This is a genomic window from Nocardia sp. NPDC101769, from assembly GCF_044766925.1.
Classification (GTDB): Bacteria; Actinomycetota; Actinomycetes; order Mycobacteriales; family Mycobacteriaceae; genus Nocardia.
Window position 1 is genome coordinate 1 of record NZ_JBIWMX010000053.1, and the last position, 26,280, is coordinate 26,280.

At 67.3% G+C, this 26,280-nt stretch carries 24 protein-coding genes and 1 pseudogene; 9 read left to right on the forward strand and 16 right to left on the reverse strand.

The window, feature by feature from the left end; genetic code table 11:
• Positions 1-1,074: 1,074 nt before the first annotated feature.
• From ACIRRA_RS42090 to ACIRRA_RS42100, 3 genes and pseudogenes are all read right to left on the reverse strand, one after another.
• Positions 1,075-1,329, reverse strand: a complete 255-nt coding sequence (locus ACIRRA_RS42090; protein WP_402780402.1) for an IPT/TIG domain-containing protein — start codon at positions 1,327-1,329, stop codon at positions 1,075-1,077.
• A gap of 606 nt (positions 1,330-1,935) precedes the next feature.
• A pseudogene (locus tag ACIRRA_RS42095) lies at positions 1,936-2,100 on the reverse strand (DUF4158 domain-containing protein); the annotation flags it as partial.
• Positions 2,101-2,518: 418 nt separating this feature from the next.
• Positions 2,519-3,121: a TetR/AcrR family transcriptional regulator gene (locus ACIRRA_RS42100; RefSeq protein ID WP_402780404.1), complete on the reverse strand. Its 603-nt coding sequence runs from the start codon at positions 3,119-3,121 to the stop codon at positions 2,519-2,521.
• Between the two features lie 134 nt (positions 3,122-3,255).
• On the opposite strand from ACIRRA_RS42100, the gene ACIRRA_RS42105 reads away from it, so the two are divergent.
• Positions 3,256-4,020: a class I SAM-dependent methyltransferase gene (locus tag ACIRRA_RS42105; protein ID WP_402780406.1), complete on the forward strand. Its 765-nt coding sequence runs from the start codon at positions 3,256-3,258 to the stop codon at positions 4,018-4,020.
• Positions 4,021-4,111: 91 nt separating this feature from the next.
• On the opposite strand, the gene ACIRRA_RS42110 is transcribed toward ACIRRA_RS42105, so the two are convergent.
• A complete protein-coding gene (locus ACIRRA_RS42110; protein ID WP_402780408.1) occupies positions 4,112-5,215 on the reverse strand; it encodes a hypothetical protein in 1,104 nt (367 codons plus the stop codon).
• Positions 5,216-5,564: 349 nt separating this feature from the next.
• Here ACIRRA_RS42110 and ACIRRA_RS42115 point away from each other — a divergent pair, with 349 nt between their 5' ends.
• On the forward strand, positions 5,565-5,930 hold the full coding sequence (locus tag ACIRRA_RS42115) for a hypothetical protein (protein ID WP_402780410.1): 366 nt from the start codon (positions 5,565-5,567) through the stop codon (positions 5,928-5,930).
• Between the two features lie 8 nt (positions 5,931-5,938).
• Here the strand turns inward: ACIRRA_RS42115 and ACIRRA_RS42120 are convergent, their stop codons facing one another.
• The 8 genes from ACIRRA_RS42120 to ACIRRA_RS42155 all read right to left on the reverse strand — a co-directional run bounded on the left by ACIRRA_RS42120 (position 5,939) and on the right by ACIRRA_RS42155 (position 13,334).
• Positions 5,939-6,703, reverse strand: a complete 765-nt coding sequence (locus tag ACIRRA_RS42120; RefSeq protein ID WP_402780412.1) for a hypothetical protein — start codon at positions 6,701-6,703, stop codon at positions 5,939-5,941.
• A gap of 107 nt (positions 6,704-6,810) precedes the next feature.
• On the reverse strand, positions 6,811-7,467 hold the full coding sequence (locus ACIRRA_RS42125) for a 3-oxoacid CoA-transferase subunit B (protein ID WP_402780414.1): 657 nt from the start codon (positions 7,465-7,467) through the stop codon (positions 6,811-6,813).
• Positions 7,464-8,234, reverse strand: coding sequence for a CoA transferase subunit A (locus tag ACIRRA_RS42130; protein ID WP_402780416.1), 771 nt, complete (start codon positions 8,232-8,234; stop codon positions 7,464-7,466). The genes ACIRRA_RS42125 and ACIRRA_RS42130 overlap by 4 nt, the downstream gene beginning before the upstream one ends.
• Positions 8,231-8,833: an RBBP9/YdeN family alpha/beta hydrolase gene (locus tag ACIRRA_RS42135; RefSeq protein WP_402780418.1), complete on the reverse strand. Its 603-nt coding sequence runs from the start codon at positions 8,831-8,833 to the stop codon at positions 8,231-8,233. Before ACIRRA_RS42135 ends, ACIRRA_RS42130 begins: the two co-directional genes overlap by 4 nt.
• 25 nt (positions 8,834-8,858) lie before the next feature.
• A complete protein-coding gene (locus ACIRRA_RS42140) occupies positions 8,859-10,187 on the reverse strand; it encodes an MFS transporter (protein ID WP_402780420.1) in 1,329 nt (442 codons plus the stop codon).
• Between the two features lie 142 nt (positions 10,188-10,329).
• Positions 10,330-11,382 (reverse strand): 3-keto-5-aminohexanoate cleavage protein, encoded by a 1,053-nt coding sequence (locus ACIRRA_RS42145; RefSeq protein ID WP_402780422.1) that lies wholly within the window; start codon positions 11,380-11,382, stop codon positions 10,330-10,332.
• 35 nt (positions 11,383-11,417) lie between these two features.
• Positions 11,418-12,311: a TauD/TfdA dioxygenase family protein gene (locus tag ACIRRA_RS42150; protein WP_402780424.1), complete on the reverse strand. Its 894-nt coding sequence runs from the start codon at positions 12,309-12,311 to the stop codon at positions 11,418-11,420.
• Between the two features lie 48 nt (positions 12,312-12,359).
• Positions 12,360-13,334, reverse strand: a complete 975-nt coding sequence (locus ACIRRA_RS42155; RefSeq protein WP_402780426.1) for a quinone oxidoreductase family protein — start codon at positions 13,332-13,334, stop codon at positions 12,360-12,362.
• 297 nt (positions 13,335-13,631) lie between these two features.
• Between ACIRRA_RS42155 and ACIRRA_RS42160 the strand changes: the two genes are divergently transcribed.
• The 3 genes from ACIRRA_RS42160 (at position 13,632) to ACIRRA_RS42170 (ending at position 17,870) form a co-directional block, all read left to right on the forward strand.
• A complete protein-coding gene (locus tag ACIRRA_RS42160; protein ID WP_402780428.1) occupies positions 13,632-14,645 on the forward strand; it encodes an AraC family transcriptional regulator ligand-binding domain-containing protein in 1,014 nt (337 codons plus the stop codon).
• A gap of 223 nt (positions 14,646-14,868) precedes the next feature.
• On the forward strand, positions 14,869-16,401 hold the full coding sequence (locus ACIRRA_RS42165; protein ID WP_402780430.1) for a DNA mismatch repair protein MutS: 1,533 nt from the start codon (positions 14,869-14,871) through the stop codon (positions 16,399-16,401).
• Positions 16,402-16,538: 137 nt separating this feature from the next.
• Positions 16,539-17,870 (forward strand): DNA mismatch repair protein, encoded by a 1,332-nt coding sequence (locus ACIRRA_RS42170; RefSeq protein WP_402780432.1) that lies wholly within the window; start codon positions 16,539-16,541, stop codon positions 17,868-17,870.
• 21 nt (positions 17,871-17,891) lie between these two features.
• Here the strand turns inward: ACIRRA_RS42170 and ACIRRA_RS42175 are convergent, their stop codons facing one another.
• On the reverse strand, positions 17,892-18,020 hold the full coding sequence (locus tag ACIRRA_RS42175) for a hypothetical protein (protein ID WP_402780434.1): 129 nt from the start codon (positions 18,018-18,020) through the stop codon (positions 17,892-17,894).
• A gap of 124 nt (positions 18,021-18,144) precedes the next feature.
• Here ACIRRA_RS42175 and ACIRRA_RS42180 point away from each other — a divergent pair, with 124 nt between their 5' ends.
• Positions 18,145-19,368 (forward strand): oxygenase MpaB family protein, encoded by a 1,224-nt coding sequence (locus tag ACIRRA_RS42180; protein ID WP_402780437.1) that lies wholly within the window; start codon positions 18,145-18,147, stop codon positions 19,366-19,368.
• A gap of 197 nt (positions 19,369-19,565) precedes the next feature.
• The gene (locus ACIRRA_RS42185) at positions 19,566-20,237 is read left to right on the forward strand and encodes a TetR/AcrR family transcriptional regulator (protein WP_402780440.1); all 672 of its coding nucleotides are present in this window, start codon (positions 19,566-19,568) and stop codon (positions 20,235-20,237) included.
• A 56-nt stretch (positions 20,238-20,293) separates the two neighbouring features.
• Here the strand turns inward: ACIRRA_RS42185 and ACIRRA_RS42190 are convergent, their stop codons facing one another.
• Entirely contained in the window at positions 20,294-21,532 is a 1,239-nt protein-coding gene (locus tag ACIRRA_RS42190) for a serine hydrolase (protein ID WP_402780443.1), read from the reverse strand.
• Between the two features lie 86 nt (positions 21,533-21,618).
• Between ACIRRA_RS42190 and ACIRRA_RS42195 the strand changes: the two genes are divergently transcribed.
• Positions 21,619-23,649 (forward strand): ArnT family glycosyltransferase, encoded by a 2,031-nt coding sequence (locus tag ACIRRA_RS42195; RefSeq protein ID WP_402780446.1) that lies wholly within the window; start codon positions 21,619-21,621, stop codon positions 23,647-23,649.
• A gap of 119 nt (positions 23,650-23,768) precedes the next feature.
• Here ACIRRA_RS42195 and ACIRRA_RS42200 read toward each other — a convergent pair whose 3' ends face one another.
• Positions 23,769-25,277, reverse strand: coding sequence for an FAD-dependent monooxygenase (locus ACIRRA_RS42200; RefSeq protein ID WP_402780449.1), 1,509 nt, complete (start codon positions 25,275-25,277; stop codon positions 23,769-23,771).
• A gap of 80 nt (positions 25,278-25,357) precedes the next feature.
• On the opposite strand from ACIRRA_RS42200, the gene ACIRRA_RS42205 reads away from it, so the two are divergent.
• A complete protein-coding gene (locus ACIRRA_RS42205) occupies positions 25,358-25,990 on the forward strand; it encodes a TetR/AcrR family transcriptional regulator (protein ID WP_402780452.1) in 633 nt (210 codons plus the stop codon).
• 15 nt (positions 25,991-26,005) lie between these two features.
• On the opposite strand, the gene ACIRRA_RS42210 is transcribed toward ACIRRA_RS42205, so the two are convergent.
• Positions 26,006-26,280: alkyl sulfatase C-terminal domain-containing protein (locus ACIRRA_RS42210; protein ID WP_402780456.1), on the reverse strand; the 275-nt coding region annotated here is incomplete at its 5' end.

A 26,280-nucleotide genomic window follows, 5' to 3' on the forward strand; every position in this document is an offset into this window, starting at 1 on the left:
GGAAATCCGCGACGACATCCACGAAGCATTCCTCAGCCTGGCCTGCGGCATCATCTGCTGGCGTCGACTTGTCAACCTCTCACTTTGTTAGGAGTTCTTATGCGGCGAGCCGCCGGTGGCTCCTGCCGCGGCGACCAGAGCGACGGCGCCGTAGGCGGCGGTGCGCAGGGTGATCTTGTCCTGGTCGGTGAGGGTGATGGTGCTCATGGTCGTGGACTCCTCGTGATGTGGTCGCGAAGCGGCTCGGTGGACGAGCGGGTTAAATTGTCCGCGTGGACTTTTCGTGGCCCGCCGGGCTGTGTTGCCCGTGTTGATGTGACTACTGTCGCCGGTCCGGCTGACAGCGACCTGACGGCGGCCTGACGCGCCCACCTACACGCCCACACCGTGACCGGTGCCCGTCTCGCCGGCAAGTCGCCGGTTGTGGTGGATACCTTCGCGTGTGCAGGACATTGGTGTCGGCGACCCGCGAAAAGTGTTGCGGTCCACTATGTTCAGGCGACGGTCTCTTTGCGACTGAGGACAGTTTCAGGATTCTGAGGCCTTGGCAGAGAAGGGTCCCAGACTGGTGAAGTCGCGTATTCGACTGTCTCCGGTTGTGGCGCCATGGCCAGGGTTTCAGGGGGTTCGATTGAGGTCAGCTGACCTTTCGTCCCAGGTCAGCACCGTCCCTCGGCCAGATCCTGGTGAGTCGCATCCGATGCGAGAATCTCGCGCCAGATGCGACTGTCGGTGAAACCGCAGGTAGCTGGGCTGAATCCGTCCATCGAAGTATCTGGTCGGCGTACTCTCTGAACGCCCGCTGTGTCGCCGGGTTCCGTTGGCCTCGAGCACCTTAGCCCCCCGAAGCACGGCTGGCGGAGAGACAGTCGCGAGTTCGCATCCGCTGCAATTGGCGGCAGTTGTAGTAATCGCCGAAGAACCAACGGATATGGCCTTGCACCTGCGCTCATGTGCAGAGAGGACGCCGTGCAGTCGACTTCGAACATCGACAGGCGGCCGCCATACCTGCGACCGAAACACGAGTGGGCCGTCGGCAGGCAATGCCCACCGACGGCCCAGCCACACCCGTCGTCAGACATAGGTGTAGGGCAGTGCGTTGCTGGTGCCGTCCAGCTCCGCCCTGACGGTGACGTTCACCGTGCCTGTCCCCGTCGGGGAGATGGCCGTGATCTGGGTGTCTGAGTCGATGGTGAATGTGGTTGCCGTGGTGCCGAACCGCACGGTCAAAGGACCGACATTACTGAACCCGGAGCCGGCGATCACCACAGAGGCGAAAGTCGTCGCAGGGCCGGAAGAGGGTGTCAGGGAGGTGAGAACAGGTGCCATGGTAGGACTCCAAGCCGAATAGAATGAAAAGGGTTACCTTGCAACGGATGCCGATTTTGCTGCGGCAACCGCTACATATCCAGTAAGCCTCCGGCGACGGTACTTCGGCAACGGATCCACAGTTCGTTCTCTTCCGGTTTTGCCCGGTTTCGACCCGGTGATTCGCGGCGACGGGGTCGGGACAACCCACCCCCACACCCAGCCGGTCCGCGAGGTCGCAGTAGGGGTCCGGTAGAAATGGCGCGAAAGACAACGACAATGGCTTGATCAGCGGCGATGGTGTAAATTTTCGCCGAAATCGGACAGATGTGCGGTAATCCATTGTCTAGCAAAACCTTACGGGCTCGACCCGAATGCGCCAGATAGGGGCAATGGCCGACCTCGCCGCCCCCATCATTCGCATCAGATGCGAGATCGGCACGGTTCCGCATGACGGGGTTCTCTGGAACAGGTTTCGGAACACCTCACCGGAACAGGCGGTATCCGTCGTCGCGACACCGCAGGTGTGGTCATCACGTCGGAGACCGCCCTCGAACGGCGGGATCCGCAGCGCCGGTGTCCGATCCCGTTGACGAGGCGCCGGACGTCGACGGTGGCTGATCGCGGTCGCGCCAACAAAAACGCATCCAGCTCCTTCAACTCCATCGACGCCGCCGACCGCCGGCCCAAGTACTGCGCCACCAGTCGCAGATGCTCGGTGCGGGTCTGCGCCCGCTAGCCATACGGACGGAGCAGCGACACATCAACTTTCAGCTGATCCGCCAGCCGCGCCTGCCCGCATCCGGAACCGGCAACCCGTCAACACTGCTGGTCAAGCCATTGTCGTTGTATTTCGCGCGATAACTACCGAACCCCAAACCGCCTGTGGCAGTGGATGTCTCGGTGTAGCTTGCGCGTCCGTGGCGCGTGAGCCGGACCAGGACGAGCTGATCGACCATTGGACGCTTGTCGAGGATGGGCCCGAGTAGACCGGCGGCAAGCGCGGTGCGACTCGGCTGGGGTTCACAGCAAGGACACCATGCACCGCCCGGTGCTCGACGCGTCGAGCAGATCTCGGAGTATGTAGGCGCGAACCTGCGCTACCGCCCCGCCGATGAGGAGGTGCCGACGCATCGCGGGATAGGTGGCCGGTTCAACCGGTGGTGCGGTCGGAGAGCTCATTGGCAGCTCTTCTCGACGCTGGTAGGGCTCAGGCGGGTCGTCGTTGCACGGCGTCGGAGATGACCGCTGCCACGAACTTTTCGACCGCTGATGTAGTCGGTGGACCGGGGTCGCGGTCTGCGAACAACAGGTGCCCGCCACCGACCAGGGAGAGGGTGAGTGAATCGATGTCTGCGTCGGCTGCGATGCGGCCCAGTGCACGCTCGTCGGTCAGATAAGCCGAGATCGCGGTCGTCGCCTCGGCGAGGATCGCCATCCCGCCGCCGGGCCTGGCTTGCCGAAGTCGTGCGCGCAGCTCGTCACGGAAGGTGATGAGCGGGATGATCGCCACCGGCACCGGTCCGAACAGAATGATCAGAGCGTTGGTCAGATTGGCGGCCACCGTTCCGGCGCCGGCGGAGGCGCGCAGCGCACTCGCCTGCGCTTCGAGCTGCGCGGCCCGGTCGAGCACAAGGTCGGTGAGGAAGGTGTCGAAGTCGGTGAAGTGCCGGTGCAGAACGCCTTTGGCGCAGCCCGCCTCGTCGGTGACAGCCCGGCTGGTCAGCCCGTTCGGCCCGTCACGTAGCAGCACACGGTCGGCAGCATCGAACAGTTGCTGCCGCGCGTCGCGAAGATGCACCCCAGTCGGCACTCCCAGATCCTTTCGTGCGTCGATCCAACGGCATTATTGCGCAGTGGGCACGTGCCCACTAAAGTGGGCGCATGCCCATAATATCGCGAGAGCAACCAGAACCCTCCCCAGTGCAGCCGGGGCGGTTCCAGCGGATGGCCGTGTCGTTCGGCGTGGACGCACAGCGCTACGACCAGGCCCGACCCGGCTACCCCGACGCCTTGCTGACGCGGATCCTCGCCGAGACCCCCGTGGCGGACGTCCTCGACGTGGGCTGCGGTACCGGCATCGCGGCCCGCCAGTTCCAGGCCGCAGGGTGCACGGTGCTCGGCGTCGAACCCGATGTGCGGATGGCCGACTTCGCGCGAGCCCGCGGCCTGCGAGTCGAGGTGGCAACCTTCGAGGCATGGCAGCCGGGTAACCGGATGTTCGATGCGGTCATCGCCGGTCAGTCGTGGCATTGGGTGGACCCGGTTGCCGGCGCCACGAAGGCGGCCGGCGTGCTGCGTCCAGGGGGACGGCTGGCGATCTTCGGTCACGTGTACGAGCCACCCGCCGAGGTGGCAGAACCGTTCGCCGCCGCCTACCGGCGGGTGGCGCCGGACTCCCCGCTCAGTGGCCAACCGGCTCGGCGTCCCCTCGAGCTCTACCAAGCGGGATACGCGAAAATCGCCGACCAGATCCGCGAGACCGAACAATTCGGCGAGCCCGAACAGTGGCGATTCGACTGGCAGCAGTCCTATACGCGCGACCAATGGCTGGAGTTTCTCCCCACCACAGGTGGCCTTACCGCACTCCGTCCTGATCAGCTGGCCCAGATACTGGACGCGGTCGGCAGCGCCATCGACTCCCTGGGTGGATCCTTCACGATGGACTACACCACCCTGGCCACGACCGCCGCACGCGCAGGCGCTTCCTGACGGCTGTGGCGAGCATCCTGTGGTCGCACCGCGGCTGGTGACCCGATCCTTACCGGCACCCCGATTTTTCGATTGAGTGCCGACGCTGCGCTCAGGACTTCGCCGCCGAGGCCGGATCACGTTGCGCGAGCAGGGCATCCAGCTGTCTTTCGGCGCGTTCGGCGCGGGCCAGGGTCTGGGCGCGGGCATCATCCAGGGCGGCAAGCCGTTCGGCGGCCTCCTGCCGCGTCTTGTCCACGGTGGCCGCCGATTCCGTGCGCACCGCGGCCAGGTCGGCGGCCGCCTGCCGGCGCACCTCGGTGAGTTCCGTCCGCAACCGATCGAGCTCGGCACGGGCCCCCTTCAGTTCGTCGCGGGTGTCGGCGACCACCTGATTGCGTTCGGCCACAGCGGCTTCGGCCCGTTCGATGGTGCGCTCGGCATCGGCGGCACGCTGCACGGCGAGATCGCGTTCCGCACTCGCGGCAGTGATCCGCTGACCGGCGTCCCGGCGCACCTGCTCGACCTCCGCGGCCGCCTTCGAGCGGGCGAGCTTGATGTCCTCGTCGGCCTGCTGCCGCGCCCGCTCGGTGTCCTCGGCGGATTCTCGTCGGATGGTGCGGATCTCGGCCTCGGCCTCCGCCCGCGCGGCGAACACATCGTCGGCCGCCTGCTTCGTGACCCGCTCGACTTCCTTCAGCGCGTCGTCTCGCGCCGTGAGCGCCTCCGCGATCCGGCCCTCGGCCTCCTCCGCGGCCAGCGCAGCGTCCTCGGCCGCCGATTCGGCTGCCGCCCGGGCCTCTTCGGCCTCCCGCCGCGCCTGCTCGGCCGCCACGGTCGCCATCTCCGCCTCCGCGATCCGCCGTGCCGCATCGGCCTGCACGGCCTGGACCTGGGCTTCCGCGACGGCGGGATCGGCCAGCGTGGACAACTCCGCCACGGCTGTATTGAGCGTCGCCCCAAGCTGTTCGGCGATCGCACGGAACTGTCCGAGCAGCTCATCGGCCCGCAGCCGGGCCACAGTCACCGGCCCACGTTGCGTCACAGTGACATTCGCCTCGAAGGCCTCCCCCTCGGCCTGTTGCTGCCGCTGCCGCTCTCGCCAGGCCCGCCAGCGGGTGTGCTCCGGGTGATCACAGTATTCCGACGGACGCCCCGGCCCTCCGCCACGCGTAATCGGTTTGGTGCAGCCGGGATAGTTGCAGATGCTCGACACAACGCAAATCGTAGCGTTGGTTTCGTCAAATCCAACGGAACAACACGAAACGAAATCTGAAGTGCCCCAAATCGAACCAAGGTGTTCTGACCACCGATAAGTGAACGTTATCGGCGGTCAGAATCGCCACTCCCTTGAAAATGCTTGATTCTGTTTCGTTTACGTTTGGTTGGAGCACACGCTACGTAATTACAACGGAACCACTTGGAAACTAGGCCCGCATGTACGCCCGTACCATTTTCCCGAGATGCGGCGACTCGTGACCCGAGCAGCGACAAGATCACTGCTGCGGAATACATTTGCGCAGTACCGACCGCCCCGTAATCGACCCGGAAGGACGGGATCCGACGTGTCCGACGCAGAACGGATCAACTGGGACCACCTGAAGACTCGGCAGCCGACCGACGCCGAGCGAGATGCACTGCGAGCAGACCTCGTCGAACGAGCACTTGCGGTCAGGCAGAACGGGTGGGACGACTACCGGTCCGTGTGGACCAGCGGCGAGGTCGCCGGTGTCGCCTACCTGCTACAGGAAGGCGACCTGCTGGAGGAACTCGACGAGCACGAGGGGTCGGTGCTGACCCGCTTCGCCGGAGATCTGTACGGCTTCAAGGGAGCCCGGAAGGACATCGAAGCCGGTCTGGTCGGCACTCAGGCGTGGTTTGCGACCGCCCGCGCCGAACTGGATGCCCGCAGTTCCGGCGCGAACGGATGAGCAATCGACTACTTCGCCGGTGACGCAGGCTGCGCCGGATCCTTGCAGTACGGGAGTTCGGGTGCGCAGGGGGTGAGGATGGTGGAGAAGTACTGGATGGCGGAGAAGAGGGTGATGGGCCCACCGGCGAGCACGACGCCGGCCATGGAACCGACCGCGCCGAGGGTTGCCATGCCGAGCACACATCCGGCGATGGTGGCGCCGACGAATGGCACCAGTAGGGCGATGACCGGGCTGGAGATGACTGCGCCGGCGGCACCGCCGACCAGACAGCCGACACCGGCGCCGAGGACGGCACCGAGCACCGCGCTGACGGCCGCACCGACAGCGACGCGTTGCGCGAATGCCCCGAGGGCTTGTGCGTCACGTGGCGTAAAGGATTCGGCCACTTGGGTTGCCGCCTGGTCGACGGTCACGAGTTCGCGGGCGTCGACGCGGGTGATCGGCTGCGGGTTGGCCTTCGACGGTGTGAGGGTCGCGGTCGAGCCGTCGAGTCGGGCGGTGACAGGGTAGGCGGTGTCGTCGATGCGGTAGGTCAACGGGAGTGCGGCGACGGGTCGGTCGTGGCGGTCGAAGAGCACCAGTTGCTCGTCGAGCCGGCGCAGCGTGCCGTCACTGACGGTAATAACGGCGGAGTCGCCCTGCCGGGTGACTTCGTATGCTACGGGCGCGGATTCGTCGCCTGCGGTCGGTTCCGCGTAGGCCGTTGCGGCGGGAATGACCACTGCCGTCGCGGCGAGCGCTGCGACCACCGCGGATTTCCTCATGTTCATGGGTACCTCATCATCGTTGATGGAATCGGGCGCGGCCCTGTGGTCGTCGCCCGTGGTGAGCGGGGGCATAGCGCCCCCGTGTTTCGATGCGACCGGGAGTCGGCCGGTCAGGACGCGACCGCCAGCGGTGCGGCGGTGGCGGCCCGCACCTGCGCCGCAGTGACGCCCGGGGCGCATTCGCGCAGCATCAGCCCGGCCCGGGTGACGTCGATGACGGCGAGGTTGGTGATGATGCGGTGCACGACGCGTTCGCCGGTCAGCGGAAGCGTGCAGCGGGACACGATCTTCGATGCTCCGGTCTTGTCGGTGTGTTCCATGAGCACCAGAACACGCCGGGCGCCGTGCACCAGATCCATGGCCCCGCCCATACCTTTGACCATGTGGCCGGGGACCATCCAGTTCGCCAGATCGCCTGTGGCCGAGACCTGCATCCCGCCGAGCACGGCGGTGTCGATGTGCCCGCCGCGGATCATGCCGAAGCTGGTGGCCGAGTCGAAGAACGACGCTCCCGCCAGCGTCGTGACGGTCTCCTTGCCCGCGTTGATCAGATCGGCATCGACATCCGCTTCGACCGGATAGGGTCCGGTGCCGAGGATTCCGTTCTCGGAGTGCAGAGTGACGCGGACATCGGGGGGCAGGTGGTTCGGGATCAGGGTCGGCAGTCCGATGCCGAGATTGACGTACTCGCCCGGGCGGAGTTCGCGCGCGGCGCGGGCGGCCATGTCGGTGCGGGACCAGCCGAGATTCGTGGTGGCCGTGGTCATGTCGACTGCTCCTGGGTGACGGTTCGTTTCTCGATGTGTTTGCGCTGCGGTCCGGTGTGGACCACGCGGTCGACGAAGACGCCGGGCAGGTGGATGCGCGCCGGATCGAGATCGCCCGCGGGAACCAGATACTCGACCTGCGCGATGCAGAAGCGTCCGGCCATGGCGGCCAGCGGGTTGAAGTTGCGGGCCGACTTCTCGAACACGAGGTTTCCCTCGGTGTCGCCGATGCGGGCGTGCACCAGCGCGAAGTCGGCCGTGAGAGATTCTTCGAGCACGTAGCGCCGCTCACCCCAGGCGTCGCCGAAGGTGCGTACTTCCTTCGCGGGCGAGGCCACCGCGACCGATCCGTCCGCGGCATACCGCCACGGCAGCCCGCCATCGGCGACCGGGCTGCCGACCCCCGCCGGTGTGTAGAACGCCGGAATGCCCGCGCCGCCGGCCCGCAGCTTCTCCGCGAGGGTGCCTTGCGGAGTCAGCTCGACCTCCAGTTCGCCGGCCAGATACTGGCGAGCGAACTCGCTGTTCTCGCCCACATAGGAGGCGGTGATGCGGCGGATACGCTTGTCTGCCAGCAGAATTCCGAGGCCGTGGGCATCGGTGCCGCAGTTGTTGGAGATCACCTCGAGATCGGTGACCGCCCGCGCGGCGAGCGCATCGATGAGCACGTCGGGGATACCGCACAGCCCGAATCCGCCCACCGCGAGCGAGGAGCCCGAGGTGATGTCGGCGACGGCGGCCGGGGCCGACGCGGCGACCTTCGTCATCGGGTCGCCTCCGATCCGACGATGGACGGCGTCGTCTCCTCGACGAGTTCTCGCAGCAGTTCGGCGGCACGCGGCCATTCCCCGTATCCCGAGGCGGGATTGAGGTGGCCGACATCGCCGAGATCGATCAGGCGACTCCCCCACGCCTCCGCCATACCGGCGACACGCCGGTAGGTGGCCAGCGGATCGGTGGTGGAAGCGGCGACGATGCTGGGAAACGGCAAGCGCCGCCACGGAATCGGCGTCCATCCGTTGCCTTCCAAATCCTCGCGCGAGGGGTACCCGTCCGGCAGCGGAGCCTCGAAATCCGGAGGGGTGGCCAACAGCGCACCGCGCACGGACCGCGTGGACTGCTGCGCCCAGCGCACGGTGATCATGACGCCGGCGCTGTGGGCGACGAGCACGACGGGTCCGTCGATCTCGGCGAGTACCGAGTCGAGGGCGGCGACGCGGGCCGTGCAGGAAAGCTTGTCCCGCTCCAGCGGCGGCACGGTGCGAACCCGGTCCAGCTGGCCGGCGAGCCGGGTCTGCCAGTGGTCGGGGACGTGGTCGCGCAGCCCGGGCACGATCACAACGGTCGGTGTGATGTTCTCATTCATGAGGTGCGGCAAGTCCTTTCGAAGGTCAATGCAATGAGCCGGAGTCGATCGCGGCAAGCCTGCGCAGCCCGGCGGGATAGGCCCGCTTGCCCAGCGCGAGTGCGGCGATGGCGAGCAGATAGGTCAGCGGCGCGAGCCGCAGTGCGTTCGCCAATCCAAGGTGATCGGCGAGGACGCCGACGACGAACGGGCCCAACGCCAGGCCGAGCAGACTGTTGGCGAGGGTGAGGGTGCCGAAGGCCGAAGCCCGGACGGAGGGGTGGGTGAGGTTGGCGACCATGGCCGCGGCCGGTCCCGACGATCCGCCCGAGAAGAACGCTCCGACTCCGATCAGCAGCAGCTGCAGCGGGCCGTGGCCGGCGGCGAAACCGATTGCGAGGCAGGCCAGGGCGATCGCGCAGAACACGATGGCCGTGGTCCATTTCCGGGACATGTCGCTGCGGCCGATTCGGTCGGTGATCATCCCGCAGCCCACCATTCCGGCGCCGACGAGCAGCACGAACACCGAGGCGACCACGCCGGCCCGGTCCGGAGCCAGGTCGTAGTAGCGGCCGAAGAAGCTCGGCATCCACGACAGCAGCACCGCGGCGGTGAAGATCTGCAGAGCACTGCCCGCGTACGCGCACAGGACAGCAGGGTTGGTGAACAGTGTCAAGACCGGAACCCGCAGGCCTGCTCCACTTTCCGGTCGCGGCGCCGTGTCGGCGGCGTACCGGGCGAGCGTCTCCTCGCTGACGGCCGTCCGGAACAGCGCCGCCAGGACCAGCCCGAATACCGCCATGAGGGCGAAGGACCAGCGCCATCCGAAGTGCACGGCGATCACCCCGCCGAACGCCACGCCCAGCACCGAGCCGAACGATCCGCCCGCCATGAACGCCCCGCTCAGCGCGGAATGTCTGCGGGGCGCGAACACGCTGAGTACCACGGCGATTCCGACGCTGCCGTAGGCCGCTTCACCGACGCCGACGAGGAAACGTGCGCCGAGCATCTGCGGGTAGTCGGCGGCCACCGCGCACAGCAGGGTGGCCGCGCTCCACAGCACCGCCATCAAGACCAGGCTGCGCACCCGCCCCCAGCGGTCGGCCAGCAGCGAGAGCGGCAAGGTCAGCAAACCGACCATCAGGGCGACGACGCTGCTGAGCGAGGCCAACCGCGAATCCGACAGTCCCCATGCGGTTTTCAGGAACGGAAAGACCGCGCTGAGGACTTGGCGTGACATGTAGTCGGCCAGCAGCAGACCGAAGGCCAGCGCGAAGATGAGCCACGGATACGCCCGGCGGGTCCGTGCGACCGCCGTGGCCGGGGCGGCGGCCGGCCGGCCGTCCGTCCCGGCGGCGGTAGTGTGCAACTCCATTGGTGCTCCTACATATCCGGTGCGAGACGGTGGCGCACACCGGAGCTAGAGAGGAAACCGGGGCACACGACCGTCGGCCGCGTGCCCCGGAAGTAGGGCTCTGCCTGAGCAGCGACCCGAGATGCTGCCCGGCGGGGGCGGCTCAGGCGTGATGGGTGAAGCCGACCTGGCCCGGCTTGCGGTTGGGTGCGAACCCGAGCTTGGCGAGGGTCTCGTCCGCATTGGAGTAGCGCTCGCCGAGCCGGTAGATCTCGCGTGCCTCCTTGCCGGTGGCGACCTCGCGGCCCAGCTCACCGGCGATACGCACCAGCTGCTCGACCTGCTGCACCGAGGTCATCTTCTGGCCTTTGCGACCCCAGAGGGTGTCCTCGTTGCCGCAGCGCGCGTGCAGACCCATCGCGATGGCCATGGTGTTGACCGGCAGCACGCTGCGCATGAGCGTCTCGAGGGTCAGTACCGCGCCGTCGGGGACCCGGCGGATGAACTCCATCATGTTGTAGGGGTTGGGTCCGTCGAAGCCGCCGCCGATGCCGACCCAGGTCACCATGAGCGGGCCGGTGTAGACGCCACGGCGGATCAGCCGTTCCACCGTCTCGAGCTGTGCGATGTTCGCGAGCTGGAAGTGCGGTTGGATTCCGGCCGCCTGCAATCGCTTCAGGTGTTCCTCCACCCAGCCCGGTCCCGCCGGGACGTGCATCTCGCGGTAGGCCTCGTACACCTCCGGTCGGGTGAACGAGGTGCCGGCGATGTCGTCGTCGGTCATCAGCTCGACGATGTTCATCTGGTTGGTGTTGATGGCGATGGTGACCTGATCCGGCTTGGGATCCAGCGCCGCGAGCATGTGGCGCGCGTCATCGGAGAGCCATTTCGCGTCCGCGCCATCACCTTCCGGCGCGAAGGAGATGGATCCGCCGACCTGCAGGATCATGTCCGGCACCGCCTCCCGCAGCCGGCCCAGCAGCTCGTTGAATTTCGAGAGCCGCTTGGAGCCCTTGCCGTCGAGTTCCCGCACGTGGATGTGCAGGACCGTGGCGCCCGCTTCGTAGCAGTCGACCGCCTGCTGGACGTGCTGGTCCATGGTCAGCGGCAGGTCCTCGCTGAAATCGTCGGGTTCCCACTCGGGGCCGTAGGGAGCGACGGTGATGACCAGCTTCTCCTGGACCTCCGGGAACAGCGCATCGTCGTGAAAATGCATGGGTTTACTCCAATGTGAGTGGGCTGGAAGGGATGTCAGTACGGGAGGTCGCCGATGATCCCGGCGCGCTCCATCTTTCGGACCGCGGGCCAGTAGTCCTGGACCGCGTAATGCTGGGTGCAGCGGTTGTCCCAGATGGCGAAGCTGTTGGGTGTCCACCGCCAGCGCACCTGGAACTCGGGGACCGAGGCCTGCCGCATCAGGTAGTGCAGCAGCTCCGCCGCGCCGGGCGCGTAGTCGAAGCCGAAGCGCACGTTCTCGGGGGTGTGGTAATTGACCAGATGCGTGGTGAAGGAGTTGACGAACAGGATCTGCTCGCCGGTCTCCGGGTGCGTGCGCACCACGGGGTGCTCGGCGTCCGGAAAGCGTTGCGCCAGTTCGTGACGCCGCTCCGCCGGCATGGCGGCGCCGAAGCTGGCCTCGATGCTGTGCCGGGCGCGCAGGCCCTGGATCCGGTCCTTCACGTGCTCGGGCAGTCTCCGGTATGCCTCGGCCATGTTCACCCAGATGGTGTCGCCGCCGACGGGCGGTGTTTCGACACAGCGCAGCACCGAGCCCATCGGCGGATGCTGTCGCCAGGTGGCGTCGCAGTGGTAGGCGTTCTCGTAGTGCTCCGGCGCGCTGTCCAGATCCTTGTAGATGCGCACCAGGCCCGGGTGGTCCGGGTCGCTGCCGGCGACCGGATGGTCCTCCAGCTCGCCGAAGCGACGGGCGAGCGCGACGTGGTCGGCGCGGCTGATGTCCTGATCGCGGACGAACAGCACCTTGTATTCGAGCAGGAGAGCGCGCAATTCGGCGAAGAGGTCGTCGTCGTGCGCCGCCGCGGCCAGGTCGACGCCGGACAGCTCGGCGCCGATGGTGCAGGCCAGCGGTGTCACGCCGATGGACCAGCGCAGTGTCGAATCCTCCAGTGGGCTAACGGTTGTCATGACAGTCCTCCAAGGGGTGTGAGCCGCCGCGTCGGGCGGCCGGACATTTCAGAGCACGAAGACCGAGGTGCCGACGCTGCGACCGGACTCCAGGTCACGGTGCGCCTGCTCCGCGTCGGGCAGTACATAGCGCTGATTGATGTCGACGCGGATGCGGCCCGCGGCGACGTGGGAGAAGAGCTCGCCCGCGAGTTCGGCTCGTTCGGCGGGGTCGGCGATGTAGTCGGCGAGCGCGGGGCGGGTCACGAACAGCGAACCCTTCACCACCAACTGCATGGCGTCGATCGGGGGCACCGGGCCGGACGCGGTGCCGAAGCAGACGAGCAGTCCGCGCCGCGCCAAGGAATCCAGCGACGACTGATAGGTGGTCTTTCCGATGCTGTCGTAGACCACGGGTACACCCTTGCCGTCGGTGATCTCCCGGACCCGTTCGGCGACGTCCTCGCGGGTGTAGATCACGACGTGATCGCAACCGTTCGCGCGGGCGATCTCGGCCTTCGCCTCGCTGGATACCGTCCCGATCACGGTGACGCCCAACAGTTTCGCCCACTGGGTGAACAGCGAGCCGACGCCGCCGGCGGCCGCGTGCAGCAGCACGGTGTCCCCGGCTCGCAGCGGGTGGATACGCCGCAGTAGGTATGCGGTGGTCAGGCCGCGCATGGTCATGGAGGCGGCGGTCTCGAACGGGATCTCCTCCGGCAACCGGATCAGGTGCTCGGCGGGCATCACGCGTTCGGTGCTGTAGGCGCCCAGCGGACTGCCGGTGTAGGTCACGCGGTCGCCCGGCCGGAAGTCGGTCAGGCCCGCGCCGACCGCCTCGATCACGCCCGCCGCCTCCACGCCCATGCCGGCCGGCAGCGCCGACGGGTAGAGGCCGGTGCGGAAGTAGGTGTCGGCGAAGTTCAAGCCGACCGCTTCGTGCCGAATCCGAACCTCGCCCGGTCCGGGCTCGCCGACTTCGGCAGTCTCCCACCGCAATACCTCGGGTCCGCCGGTTTCATAGAAGCGAACAGCCTGTGCCACAGTGCATCTCCTTTTCGACGCGACCGTGCCGGGGCGACGGTCGGCGTTATGGGTCCGACAGGGGTACCCGGCGGCCAACCGACGCGTGTCCGCGGCTGCGGGGGCGCTCGGAGGCCCGGGCTATCGAGAACGAGGGACCTGCCGCAGAATCCGGGCCGGGTGCGCTCACCGACCGCGATAGCCTGCTTTTCCGCTGGTCAACTCGTTGTGATGAACCCAGAGTAAGCCGGATCACATTCGTTTGCTTATCCTCTCGGGGCAGGAATCCATTCACTTCGGGACACGGGAGGATGCCCGGTGAAACCGCTCGCCCGCTATGCCGCATTGAGCAACTACGTGGAGCTGGGCCGATCCGTCGGCCTCGATCCGGTCCGCCTGGTGCGCGAATCCGGACTCGACCCGGCGAGTCTGACCCTGCAGGACCGCTGGGTACCGGCCGCCGTCATCGCCGATCTGCTCGAACGCTCCGCCGCCGCCGCGCACTGCGAGGACTTCGGGCTGCGCCTGGCCGAGCGGCGGCGCTTCGCGAACCTCGGCCCATTGAGCCTGGTCATCCGCGAGGAACCGGATGTGCGCAGCGCGCTGCGGGTCATGTCACGGCACGCGCACATGTACAACGAGGCGCTGCACACTCGCCTCACAGAACGCAACGGGCTCGCCACTATCCGGCTCGGGCTCGATCTCGGGCAGCCCTGCGAAACCCGCCAGTCCATAGAACTCGCTGTCGGAGTGCTGCACGGCCTGCTGCGCGGATTCCTCGGCAGCGGCTGGCAGCCGGTGGAGACCCGATTCACCCACGCCGCGCCCACCGACCGCAGCGCCCATCACCGCGTGCTCGGGCCGAATATCACCTTCGCGCAGGACTTCAACGGAATCATCATCTACACAACCGATCTCGATGCGCGCAACGCCATGTCGGACCCGCTGCTGCGCACCTACGCCAAGCAGTTCCTCGACTCCGCCGACATCACCCGCACCGCCACCACCGTCGACCGTGTCCGGGAACTGATCGAACTTCTGCTGCCCACCGGCCGCTGTTCGGTCGAACAGATCGCTCGCAGCCTCGGCGTCGACCGCCGCACCATCCACCGGCATCTCGCCGCGGAGGGCGAAACCTTCACTGCCCTACTGGATTCCACCCGCGCCGAACTGGCCCAGCACCTGGTCGCGAATCGCCGCCACTCCCTGACCGAGATAGCCGAGATGCTGGCGTTCTCCTCCCCCAGCAACTTCTCCCGCTGGTTCACGAAACGCCACGGCTGCAGCCCGAGAGCCTGGCGCACTCAGGGCAGGCCCACCGGGCCGCGATAGGGCGTTGTCACCGCCACGGACGTGTGTCGCGGGGCCATTCAGCCCGAAAGTCCATGACACCCACCAGGACCTGGAATGTCACCGTCATCGACATGCGGCAGGGTAACCGGACCCTGCAGATAGCTTGACGGCCGGTAAGGTATTTCTCTACCGTGCAATAGGTCCGTCCGAGGCTCTTCTGCTGCTGTGCCGAGGGCTGGCGTATCGGAAAGAGGTGGGGAGTATGCCGGGCGTCAGCATGCTGTGGCCGGACTCAGCGGCGTCGAGTGACCGCTTGATGGTGGATTCGGGCGCGGTGACCGATCTCCACCTCGATCGGATCATCGCCGCCATCGTCGGGGCCGATGAATACCGGCTGCGGGCCTGGTTTTCCGAGCCGGTCCGGGGCCCGGAGACGGTGCGGTACCGACAGGAGATCTTCGCCGATCTCGCCGATGACTCGGTGCGGGAAGTGTTCGACGCGTTCGCGGCCGGGATGCGCGGCACCCTGGAACGTCTCGATTGGCAGGAACGCCTGCATCATCCGCAGCAGAGACAGTCGTGGCAGCTCGGTGCTGCTGCCGAATACATCGAGGCAACAGCCCGGTTCGCTGAGGCGCTGGCCGGGCTGCCCCTGGCCTCTCGTGCGCTGACGCGATGGCGGGGGTTCCTCACCGACTACGTCGCCGGGCCCGATTTCGGTCGTCTGGCCACGGCCGTACACCAGGTGCAGCGCGCGGTGAGCTCGGTGCGCTACAGCCTGCGCATCGTCGACCGCACCCTCGAGGTGGGGCCCGTCGGTGCCGAGGCGGATTTCAGTGCGGCGATCGCGAAGCTGTTCTCGCGCTTCGGTGTCGGTGCGCCGCGGCCGGGGCGGCCGCGCTCGGAATGGGACGACATCAACCACATGGAAGAGCAGATCCTCGATCGTGTCGCCGCCCTGCACCCTCGCGTCTTCGAGCAGCTCGCCGAATTCGCCCGCGACCACGGACAGTTCGCCGATGCCGCGGTGATGGCGTTCGATCGGGAAATCCAGTTCTACCTGACGTATCTCGCGTTCGTTCGCCGGGTCAGTGGAACGGCCCGGGCGATGTGCCTGCCACAGTTGGCAACCCGGGGTGCACCGATGCATGCCGAGGGCGCGTTCGACCTCGCACTGGTCACCCGTCGGGGGCGCGTCGACACCGAGGTGGTGTGCAACGATCTGCGGCTGTCGGGTCCCGAACGAGTGCTGGTGGTGACCGGTCCCAACCAGGGCGGCAAGACGACCTTCGCGCGCACGGTCGGCCAGCTGATCTATTTCGCCGCGCTCGGCTGCCCGGTCCCGGCCCGCAGTGCGTGCCTGCCGTTGACGGACCGGCTGTTCACGCATTTCGAACGTGCCGAGCGGGCAACCGATCCCGATGGGCGCCTCGCCGAGGAGCTGCTGCGCATCCGTGACACGCTCGAAGAGGCGACCGCGGACAGCGTGATCATCCTCAACGAGAGTTTCAGCGCGACCAGCACCGCCGATGCCGTCCGGATCGGCGGCGATGTGCTCGAACGGATCGTCGAGCGCGGCGCGATCGCCGTGTGGGTCACCTTCTTCGACGAACTGGCCCGGTCCGGGCCGGCCACGGTCAGCATGGTTGCCGCCACCGACCCCGGCGATCCGTCCCGGCGCACGTTCCGCATCGAGCGTAGACCGGCCGACGGCCATGCCCACGCCGTGGTGCTCGCCGAGCGCTTCGGGCTGACCTACGACCTCGTGACCGCCAGGATCGCCGCATGCGGGTGAACCTTCTCCATCCTGCCCACTATGAGCCTCGCCCAGCGGGCAACGGGGACAACACCTTCGATGATCTCGGTCTCGAATCGCTGTGTTGTGCTGCAGCCTCCGACGATCCTGTCATCCGTGATGCCGTACGAGCGGGATTGACGGCACCGGTGACCGATCCGGAGGTGATCCGCCACCGGCACGCCGTGCTCGCCGACTGCCAGGCGCATCCGATCCTGGTGCGCGAGCTCTACCGGATCGCGGCCCAGGCAACCGAAGTCAGGCGCCGCAAGGCCGGCCCATTGCATCGAGCCAGTGGGAAACTGCTGCTCGCGCTGGAACCCCTGACCGAGCTGATCACGTTCCTCCGGCGATTGCGCGCCCTCTGCGATCGGGAGGGCCATCAGTTCCGAGCGCCCGGATTCACCGATCTGATGGCCGTCATCGCCGCCGAGCTCGACGACCGGTATCTCGACAGCGTCGAAGCACAGCTGGGCGCACTGGATTTCGACCGCGGTCTGCACATCAGCGCGGGGCTCGGCGCGGGCAGCCGAATCGCGGGCATCATGCTCCACGAGCCGATCCGCCGTCGCCGCTTCGGATTCGATCGCCCGAGCCGCCACGCATTCCGCGTCATCGACGAACCCGACCCCGAATTCGATCCGGTCATGCAGTTGCGCGACCGGGCGGTGTCCGTGATCGCCGATGTCGTCAACGACGCGGTCGTCCACGTGCAGGACTTCTTCCGGCGACTGCGCGCCGAACTCGCCTTCTATATCGGCTGTCTCGCGCTACACGATGGCTTCCGCAATGCCGGGCTACCGGTGTGCCTGCCGACCCCGCACCCCGCCGGTCCGCCGCGACTGCGTTGCACCGGATTGCGGGACGTCACACTGTGCCTGACCTCCGGCCACGCGGTGGTCGGTAACGACATCGACGCCACGGGCCGTTCCCTGATCGTCATCACCGGCGCCAACAGCGGCGGTAAATCCACCCTGCTGCGCAGCATCGGTACCGCCCAGCTGATGATGCAGGCCGGAATGTACGTTGTCGCCGATACATTCGAAGCCGACGTGCGCGACGGCGTCTTCACCCACTTCGTCACCGACGAGGACCGCACCCTGTCCTGCGGCAAGCTGGTCGACGAGCTGGCCCGCATGAGCCGCATCGTCGACCGCATCACCACGAACTCCCTCCTGCTGTGCAACGAGTCGTTCTCCTCCACCGGCGAATACGACGCCACCCACATCGCCGCCCCACTCGTGGACGCACTCCTCGCATCCGGCGTCTCGATCGTCCTCGTTACCCACCTCTACGAATTCGCCCACCGCCGTTGCCAATCCGCCCTCCCGACCGACCTCTTCCTCCGCGCCGGCCACCGCCCGGACGGCACTCGCACGTTCTCCTTCACGCCAGCACCCCCAGAACCCACCAGCCACGCCGACGACGTCTTCCGCCGGATCTTCGACCGAAACCCCGCCGACCGCTGAATCCCACCGGAACAGGCCGACTCAGAGCGGTTGTGTCCGAACGTGATTGGCGATTGCCGAGAGCTGTGCCAGCGCGACGGGGCTGCTGCTTCCGGCCGACCCCAGGTCCAGGTGGTTGAGGAGGTTCTGGATTACGACGTACGGATTCATCGACCGGTCCTTCATCTGGAAATTCGTGCCAACTGGTTGTGACAGCCGTCACGGTGTGCTCTCATCAAGATACACAGATACACGTTATGTGTCTGTGTATCAGACTCATGAACAGGAAATCGGCATGGATGCACACCGTCTCAGCAGGCGCGACGCATTGAGGACAGGTGGCGGTTTGTTGGGCGTCGTCGGTGCGCTGGCACTGACCGCGCGCACCGCGAGAGCGGAGCCATGGAGGTGGTCGCCCGCCGATTCGGTGGTCGGCGCCGGTGGCGGCGCCGACCCGTTGACGATGTACGACCCCGACGCCGACGCCGTACTGGCCGATGTGATCGACCATGCCGATGTGCCCGAGGTCAACAGGCTGCTGGCGACCTGGGTCTACAACGACCAGCCCTTGCCCGCCGGCCTGCCGAAAGGCTTGGCCGACTTCATCGAATCCGCTCGTCAGCTGCCCTCGTGGACCGACCAGGGCAAGCTGGCCAGTTCCTTCGAGTTCAACAAGAAGCGCGGTCTGTATCTCGGCGTGCTGTATGCCTTCGCCAGCGGCATGATGTCCACGGTCATCCCGCACGAGGCCCTCGCGGTGTACTACTCACGCGGCGGGTCGCATCTGAAGGAACGCATCGCCAAGACCGCGAAATTCGGATACGACATCGGCACGGTCAATGCCTACGGGGACGGCGGCGAGATGATCGTGACCTGTGTGAAAACCAGGATCATCCACGCGTCCGTGCGGCATCTGCTGCCGCAGTCGCCGCACTGGCCCGCAGGCGTCACGCCGATCAGCCAGGACGACATGATGGTCACCTGGCACAGCCTGGCCACCACCATCATGCGGACCCTCACCGCGTGGAAAGTACCCATCCCGACCGCCGAATCCGATGGCTACCTGCACAGTTGGCAGCTGGCCGCCCATCTGCTCGGCATTCGCGACGAGTACATCCCTGCGACCTGGGAGCAGGCCGACGCGCAGGCGAGCCAGCAGCTCGACCCGATCCTGGCACCGACCGCGGAGGGCAACGACCTGGCCAACCAGCTGCTCAACCTCGGCGCCGATCTCGACCTGACGCTGCTCAGCCGCGGCATTCTGGGCGCGTTCACCCGATTCATCATGGGCGACAAGGTCGCCGACTGGCTCACCATTCCTCGAGAACCGGTCTGGAGCCCGCTGCTCGAGGTGGCGTGGGGCCCGTTCGTCGCCGTTCGGGAAGGCGTGTTGTCGGTGGCGCCGGTGGTGGACGACCCCTACTGGATGTTCGACGAGTTCCTGCGCCAGTTCGCCCTGTGGTACGTGGCCGAACTGCGGATGCCCCTGAGCATCGAAATCCCGCTGACCAACCGCTGATTCGCCGTTCCCGTCCAGGGACGCACAGGTACGGACGACGCTCGGCCCGGCGCGTGATACCCCACTGGATCCAATGAAACAGCTAACGTTCCCGCGTATCAACAACGATGTGGAGTGTGTGCAGCGAACATCAAGCGCAGCGCGATCGCGGCGCAGCCCGAGAACTGACGCAGGACAAGATGTTTCAGGAGGACACCGTGGAATCTGCGCCGCCCGCGAATGAGCTCCCCGCCGGGAAGTCCTTGCTCGAACGCGCCTACCTGCAGGCCGTCGAACAGGTCGACGATACCGACCCGATGCGCACCCGCATCCTCGATGCGGCCGAGGAACAATTCCGGCGGTGGGGTATCCAGCGCTCCACCATGGAGGACGTCGCACGCACCGCGGGGATATCACGGATCACCGTCTACCGCCGCTTCGCCACCAAAGAAGAATTGGTCGAACGCGTCATCCTGCGTGAATTCCGCCGGTACTTCGACACGTTCCTCGTCGATATCGCGGCGGCGACGAATGTCGGCGACCGTGTCGTCCTCGGATTCGTGAGCTCCCTGCGCGCACTGCGCGGCAACCCGCTCATCGGTGCGCTGATCACCGCGGAACCCGACCACTTCGTCAGCTCTCTCGTGGGCGACGGCGGACGGGCCGTCGCCATGGTCCGAGAATTCGTCGCCCGTCAACTCCGCCAGGAACAACGGGCCGGCACCATACCCCCGGACCTACAGGTCGAGCTGGTCGCCGAGTTGATGGTCCGAATCTGTGCCTCGTTCCTGGCCATTCCGAGCCAGGTCGTCGACCTCGACGACGACGAACAACTCGCCGCGATCGCCCGCCAATTCCTGGTCCCCATGCTGGAGCCCTGCGGGCGATAGCACGCAACACCGGCGATCGTCTTGCGAAGTCCGGTCTTGTCACGGTGGCTGAACCGTCATCCGCGAGCGGTGAGGGGATTGATGGTCGCGGATATCTGGGCGACCAGCCGCCAGGGGCGGTCGACGTCGGCCCGGGCCTTGCCGCTGGTGAGGATTGCGCCGGACAGGTCGCGGGCCCGATCGGACCAGCCGTATTGGGTGGTGAGACCGCTGCGGCCGAAGTGGGATCGGGTGTCGCGGCCGAACTTCGAGCGGCGGGCGCCCAGTTCGTAGCCCGCCACGGAGACGCGACCCGCCATACCGGGCAGCCAGGGGGCGGGACGGATTGCGGCGGCGAGGGTTTCGGGGCGCATGATGCGAACGCCGTCGAGTTCCCCTCCGCGAGTGAGGATTTCATAGAAGCGGGAGAGTTCGGCCGCGGTGGTCACCAGGTTGCCGGACGGGAGTTCGGCGGTGAGGAAGGCGCGGGCGGCGGCCGGATCGGTCGGGCCGGAAAGGCCCCCGCCGAGGGCTCGGCCTGCCAGGTGGCGCCAGAGTTTGGAGGGTCCGGGGCCGACCTTGACGCTGGGTACCACCTGGTCGACGTCCTCGGGGCGGACGCCGAAATTGGTCCAGCGGAAGCCGAGTGGTTCGAGGACCTGTTCTCGCAGATGGTCGCGCATGGCCTTGCCGGTGGCGCGCTGAACCAGGAGGCGCTGGATCAGTCCGCCCGTCAGTGCGTGATACACGCGGAACCGGTTGGGCGGCCAGCTCGGAACCAGGTCGGCCAGGCCCTGGACGGCGAGCTCCTCGTTGAGGACCAGGTCGGAGCCGCGGTGGGGCGGGGTGATGAACGGGACGCCCGCGGAATGGGAGAGGACGTCGCCGATGGTGATGCGGTCCTTGCCATGGCCGGCGAATTCGGGGATGTAGTCGCACACAGGGTCGGTCAGCGCGAAGGCGCCCTGTTCGATGAGCATGAACATCAGCGCGGCGGATACGCCCTTGGCCGTGGAGAATCCGCAGAACGGCGAGTGGGGGGTCACCGGGCGCTTGTCGGCATCGGGGGAATCCTTGGGCGCATTGCCCCAGCCGTGGCCGATGGCCCGGTTCAGCACGATGCGGCCGTGGCGGCGCAGGCACACCTGGATGGCGGGTGTGGTCCCCATGCGGTACCAGTCCTGCACGGACCGCCAGATCGCCTCGATATCGCCGGGCGCGAGTCCAGCGTCGGCGGGGTCGGCTTCGGGTCCGAGGGTGGTCACCGCGTCGAGGTCCGGGTCGATCCGCACCAGCGCTGTCATACCTGGGCTCATCCGACCAGCATAGGGAGATGCCGGTTCACAGGAAGCTCCCAGCAAGGAGTCAGGGTCTTCACCGGCTGGTGCGACACACTCCCGCGGTGAGCGTGACCACTGCCGAGCTGGCCCCGTCCGAACCGACCGCCCCGCCAACCGAGACATCATCGGAAGGCCTCTCCCCCGCCCGCCGCTGGGAGCGGCCGGCGCTGGCGCTGCTACTCATCGGCACCGCCGTCGCATACCTGTGGAACATCACGGTCAACCAGATGGGCAACGGCTTCTACGCGGCGGCCGCCTGGTCCGGATCGCAGAACTGGAAGGCGCTGCTGTTCGGGTCGCTGGATCCGGGCAACTTCATCACGGTCGACAAGCCGCCGGTCTCGCAGTGGGTCATGGGCCTGTCCGGGCAGCTGTTCGGGTTCAGCAGCGCGAGCATGCTGGCACCGCAGGCGATCATGGCGGTGGGCGCGGTCGCGCTCATGTATGGCGCGGTCACCCGGGTCACCCTCAGTCGCGGCGCAGGGCTGCTGGCGGGTCTGGTGCTCGCGGTGACGCCCGTGGTGGCGTTGATGTTCCGGTTCAACAATCCGGACGCCGCCATGGTGCTGCTCATGACCGCCGCGGCCTACTGCACTGTGCGCGCACTGCCGCGGGCGAGCCTGAAGTGGATCGTGCTGGCCGGTGTCGCACTGGGATTCGCGTTCCTGGCCAAGATGCTCGAGGGCCTCATGGTGCTGCCCGCGCTCGGGCTGGCCTATGTGATCGTCGCCCCGACCACACTGCGCAACCGGCTGCTGCACTCGCTGGCCGCGCTGGGCGCGCTGATCGTCTCCTCCGGCTGGTACGTGCTGCTCACCATCCTCTGGCCCGCCGATTCGCGCCCGTACCTGGCGGGATCCAAGGACAACACGTTCATGGATCTGGTGCTGGGCTACAACGGTTTCGCCCGCTACCTGGGCAAGAACCACATGGGCGGCAACGCCAAGAACCCCTTCGAACTGCCCGAGGGCTACCAGATTCCGAAGGCGCTCGAGGGCGGCGGATTCGGCGGCGGGTTCGGCAACGGTCCCGACCGGATGTTCACCGGCGAGATCGGTTTCGAGATCTCGTGGCTGCTGCCGGCGGCGCTGCTCGCCTTCGTGCTGGTGCTGGTGTCCCGGGGACGCCGGCCGCGCACCGATCTGATCCGCGGCGCGGCGCTGGTGTTCGGTCTGTGGCTGGTCATCGACGGGGTGCTGTTCTCGGCGATGAAATCGGGCATGCACGCCTACTACACCCTCGCCGTCGCTCCGGCGATCGCGGGCTGCTTCGCCATCGGCGCGTACGAGGTGTGGCGGCGACGGGCCGAGGTGTTCGGCCGCGTGGGTGGCGCCGCGCTGATCCTCTCGGCGGGGATCTGGGGTTTCGTGCTGCTGCAACGCAATTCCGACTGGCAGCCGTGGCTGCGCTGGACGGTGCTGGCGGTCACGGTGATCACGGCGCTGGGATTGCTCGTGCTGGCGCTGCCGCCCGCTGCTCGCTGGGACCGGCTGCGCGGCCGCGTGACCACGCTGCTGCTCGTGGCCGGTGTGATCGCGGGCCTGACCGGCTCCACGGCGTATGCGGCCGCGACCCTGCCGCAGTCGCACACCGGCGGCGGCCCGACCGTGGGTCCGGCCCAGCCCAAGAAGACCGGACCGGCCGATCAGTTCCGCAAGCAGCTCGAGACGCTGTTCGGCGGTCAGGCCGATCCGCAGCTGGTCGCGCTGCTGCAGCAGACCAATACCAGGTGGTCGGCCGCCATCGACCGTTCGTCGCCCGCGTCCGGGCTCGAATTGGCCAGCCGCACATCGGTCCTCGCCATCGGCGGCTTCACCTCCGCCGACCCGGTGCCGACGCTGCCGCAGTTCGAGGACATGGTCCGTAACCATGAGATCACCTACTACCTGTCTCCCGAGGTCCCGCTGCCCGACTCCTGGCGGGTGGATCCGAAGCCCGGTGACACCGCCGTGCCCGCGCAATCGGGTGCGAAGCAAGGTATCTGGCGTCCGACGGGCAACAAGGAGATCCTCGACTGGGTAACCGCCCACTACACGGCCACCCAGCATTTCGGTTACATGGCGGTCTACGACCTGACGGTGCAGCCGCACTGACCCTTACGGCGGCGTCCCCGGATTCCGGCTCGGCCCACCGAGTCCCGTCGATCCGGGGACGCCGCCGAGGTCTTTTCCGGGCCGGCTATGGACAATCCCGTGAACTCGCGCCGCTACTGTCAGGCCCGGTGCGCAGCAGCACTCGGACCGACCCAGGCGCCGAGCGCTTCGAGAAGACCTGTGTCGCAGGGTTCGTCCGCGGCCCATGCCACATGGCCGTCCGGCCGGACCAGGACTGCTGACGGCGCGGGAATGTCGCCGAGGCCGGGTACGGACCATCGGCTCGCGTCGCACCGCGCCTCGACGACGTCGATGCGGCCCAGCCAGTCGCCGATCCGCGGGCAGGTTCCGTTCAGGGACAGCAGGACCGGGCGGCCGCCGCGGAGCAGTTCGTGGACGCGCGTGCCGCCGGCGGGCAGCGTGAGGTCGACGTCGGGGACGCGATAGCCGGACAGCGGGTGGCCGTCGCCGACGTCGTAGCGGACGTCCAGGGCGAAGAGCATGCCGCCGAGGCGGTTTCGGACCTCGTCTATGTCGAAGAGTCCGGCGAGCGTGTCGCGCAGGGCCTCGGTGTGGGGGCCGGGGCGCATGAGCGCGGTCTGGGCGCGGGTGTTCTGCAGGACGCGCGCGGCGACCGGGCGGCGTTCGGATTCGTAGGTGTCGAGCAAGGTTTCGGGCGCGCGGCCGTGCAGAACGGCGGCGAGCTTCCAGCCCAGATTGGCGGCATCCTGCACGCCGGTGTTCAATCCCTGGCCGCCGGCGGGGAAGTGGATGTGGGCGGCGTCGCCCGCCAGCAGTACGCGATCGGAACGGTAGCGTTCGGCCAGGCGGGCCGCGTCGCCGAACTGTGAGACCCAGCGGGGGCTGTGCATCCCGTAGTCGGTGCCGGCCACCTCGCGGAAGGATGCCCGGAAGTCCTCGAAGGAGGGTTGGGTCGCGTGGTCGATGACGCGGTCGTGCCGGTTGACCATGAGCCGGAACCAGCCGGGCTGCAACGGAAGTACCGAGAAATCACCCGGTCCGCGACGCTCGGTCAGGATCCAGCCGGGCGGCGGGTCCGCCAGTTCGGCATCGGCGATCGTGCCGACCATGGTCGCGTCGGTCCCGGCGAACTCGATCCCGGCCAGTTTGCGGACCGTACTGCGGCCTCCGTCGCAGCCGACGAGGTATGCGGCCCGGATGCGGCGGCCGTGCGCACCACCGACCCGGATCTCGACACCATCGGAGTCCTGCTCGAGGTCTGCAACCGGTGAGTCCCACTGTACGGGTGCACCCAATTCGGTTGCGTACCGGTCGAGTTGGGTCTCGATGTCGGCCTGGGTGATGACCAGTCCGGTCGGATACCGGGTGGCCAGATCTCCGAACTCGATGGGCAGCCCGGCGAAATGCCCCGGACCACGGCCCCGGAACACATACCCGTGCGGCAGCACTCGCTCCATCAGCCCGCGCTGATCGAGGATCTCCATGGTCCGGGCATTGATACCGCCCGCTCGCGACTGTCCGGTGCGCGCGGTGAGGGCGTCGAGAAGGACCACTTCGATTCCCGCGAGCCGCAATTCGCAGGCGAGCATCAGCCCGGTCGGTCCGGCTCCGGCGATGACCACGCCGGTCTGGTAAACATTGTTCACCAGACGAAGGCTAAAGGAGCTGATCCGCGTCGTCAACCACGCAAACCCGGCCGCCAGGGCCGGCGCTAGGCTCTGGACCGATGGTCAAACGTGGATTGAGCCGGGATCGGCTGGTGGAAATCGCCCACGAGTACGTGTCGGCGAACGGATTGGACGCGCTCACCATGCGGCGACTGGCGGCGGCCGCCGAGGTGACTCCCGGCGCGCTCTACAAGCATCTGAAGGATCGCCGAGATCTCCAGCGCGCCATGTCCGATGCCGTCTACGCCACCATCGACCTCACCGATATCGACCTCGGCGCCCCGACACTCGCCCAGGTCATCGCCTGCTGCGAGCGCATGCGCGCGGCGATGCTCCGATTCCGCGACGGCGGCCGCATCGTCGCGGGCTCCTACTCCCCCTTCGCGGCCACGGTGAAACTGTCGGGCACCCTCATGACACTGCTGCACGGCATCGTCGTACCGCCCTTCGAACCGGGCGACCTGCAGTCCGTCCTGCGTTCCTACACAACCGGTTTCGTCATCGAAGAGCAGGCCTACCTGGAACTCGAGCGCTCCGGCGAATGGCAGCCACTGGTCTCGGCCCTCACTGCCGACGCTCCCCGCCCGAACCCGGCCGGCGCCATCTCCATCATGACCGGCGAACGCGACCGCAGATTCACCGACGGCCTGACCGCCATCCTCGCGGGGACGGTCCGCGAGGATCGCCGGTAGCCGAGTACCGCCCGATCAGGGGGTGACGATCGGGAATGTGGGCTCGAAGTCGTCCAGCAGCGCGGCGAGTTCGCCGAGTGTGGTCACATCACCGTCGAGGGTGATGGCACCCGAGCCGGCTTCCCCGGCGCCGCCCGGGGCCGGCAGCACCCTGACGAGCGCCGCGATGACATTGCCCGGCAGTTCGGCGATCAGGGGGTTCCGGTAGTAATCGCCGAAGATCCAACGAAGCTGACCAGGGGCCGCTGCGCTCCTCCGTGGGGGAGGAAAATGGTGGGCCGGTTGCGTCG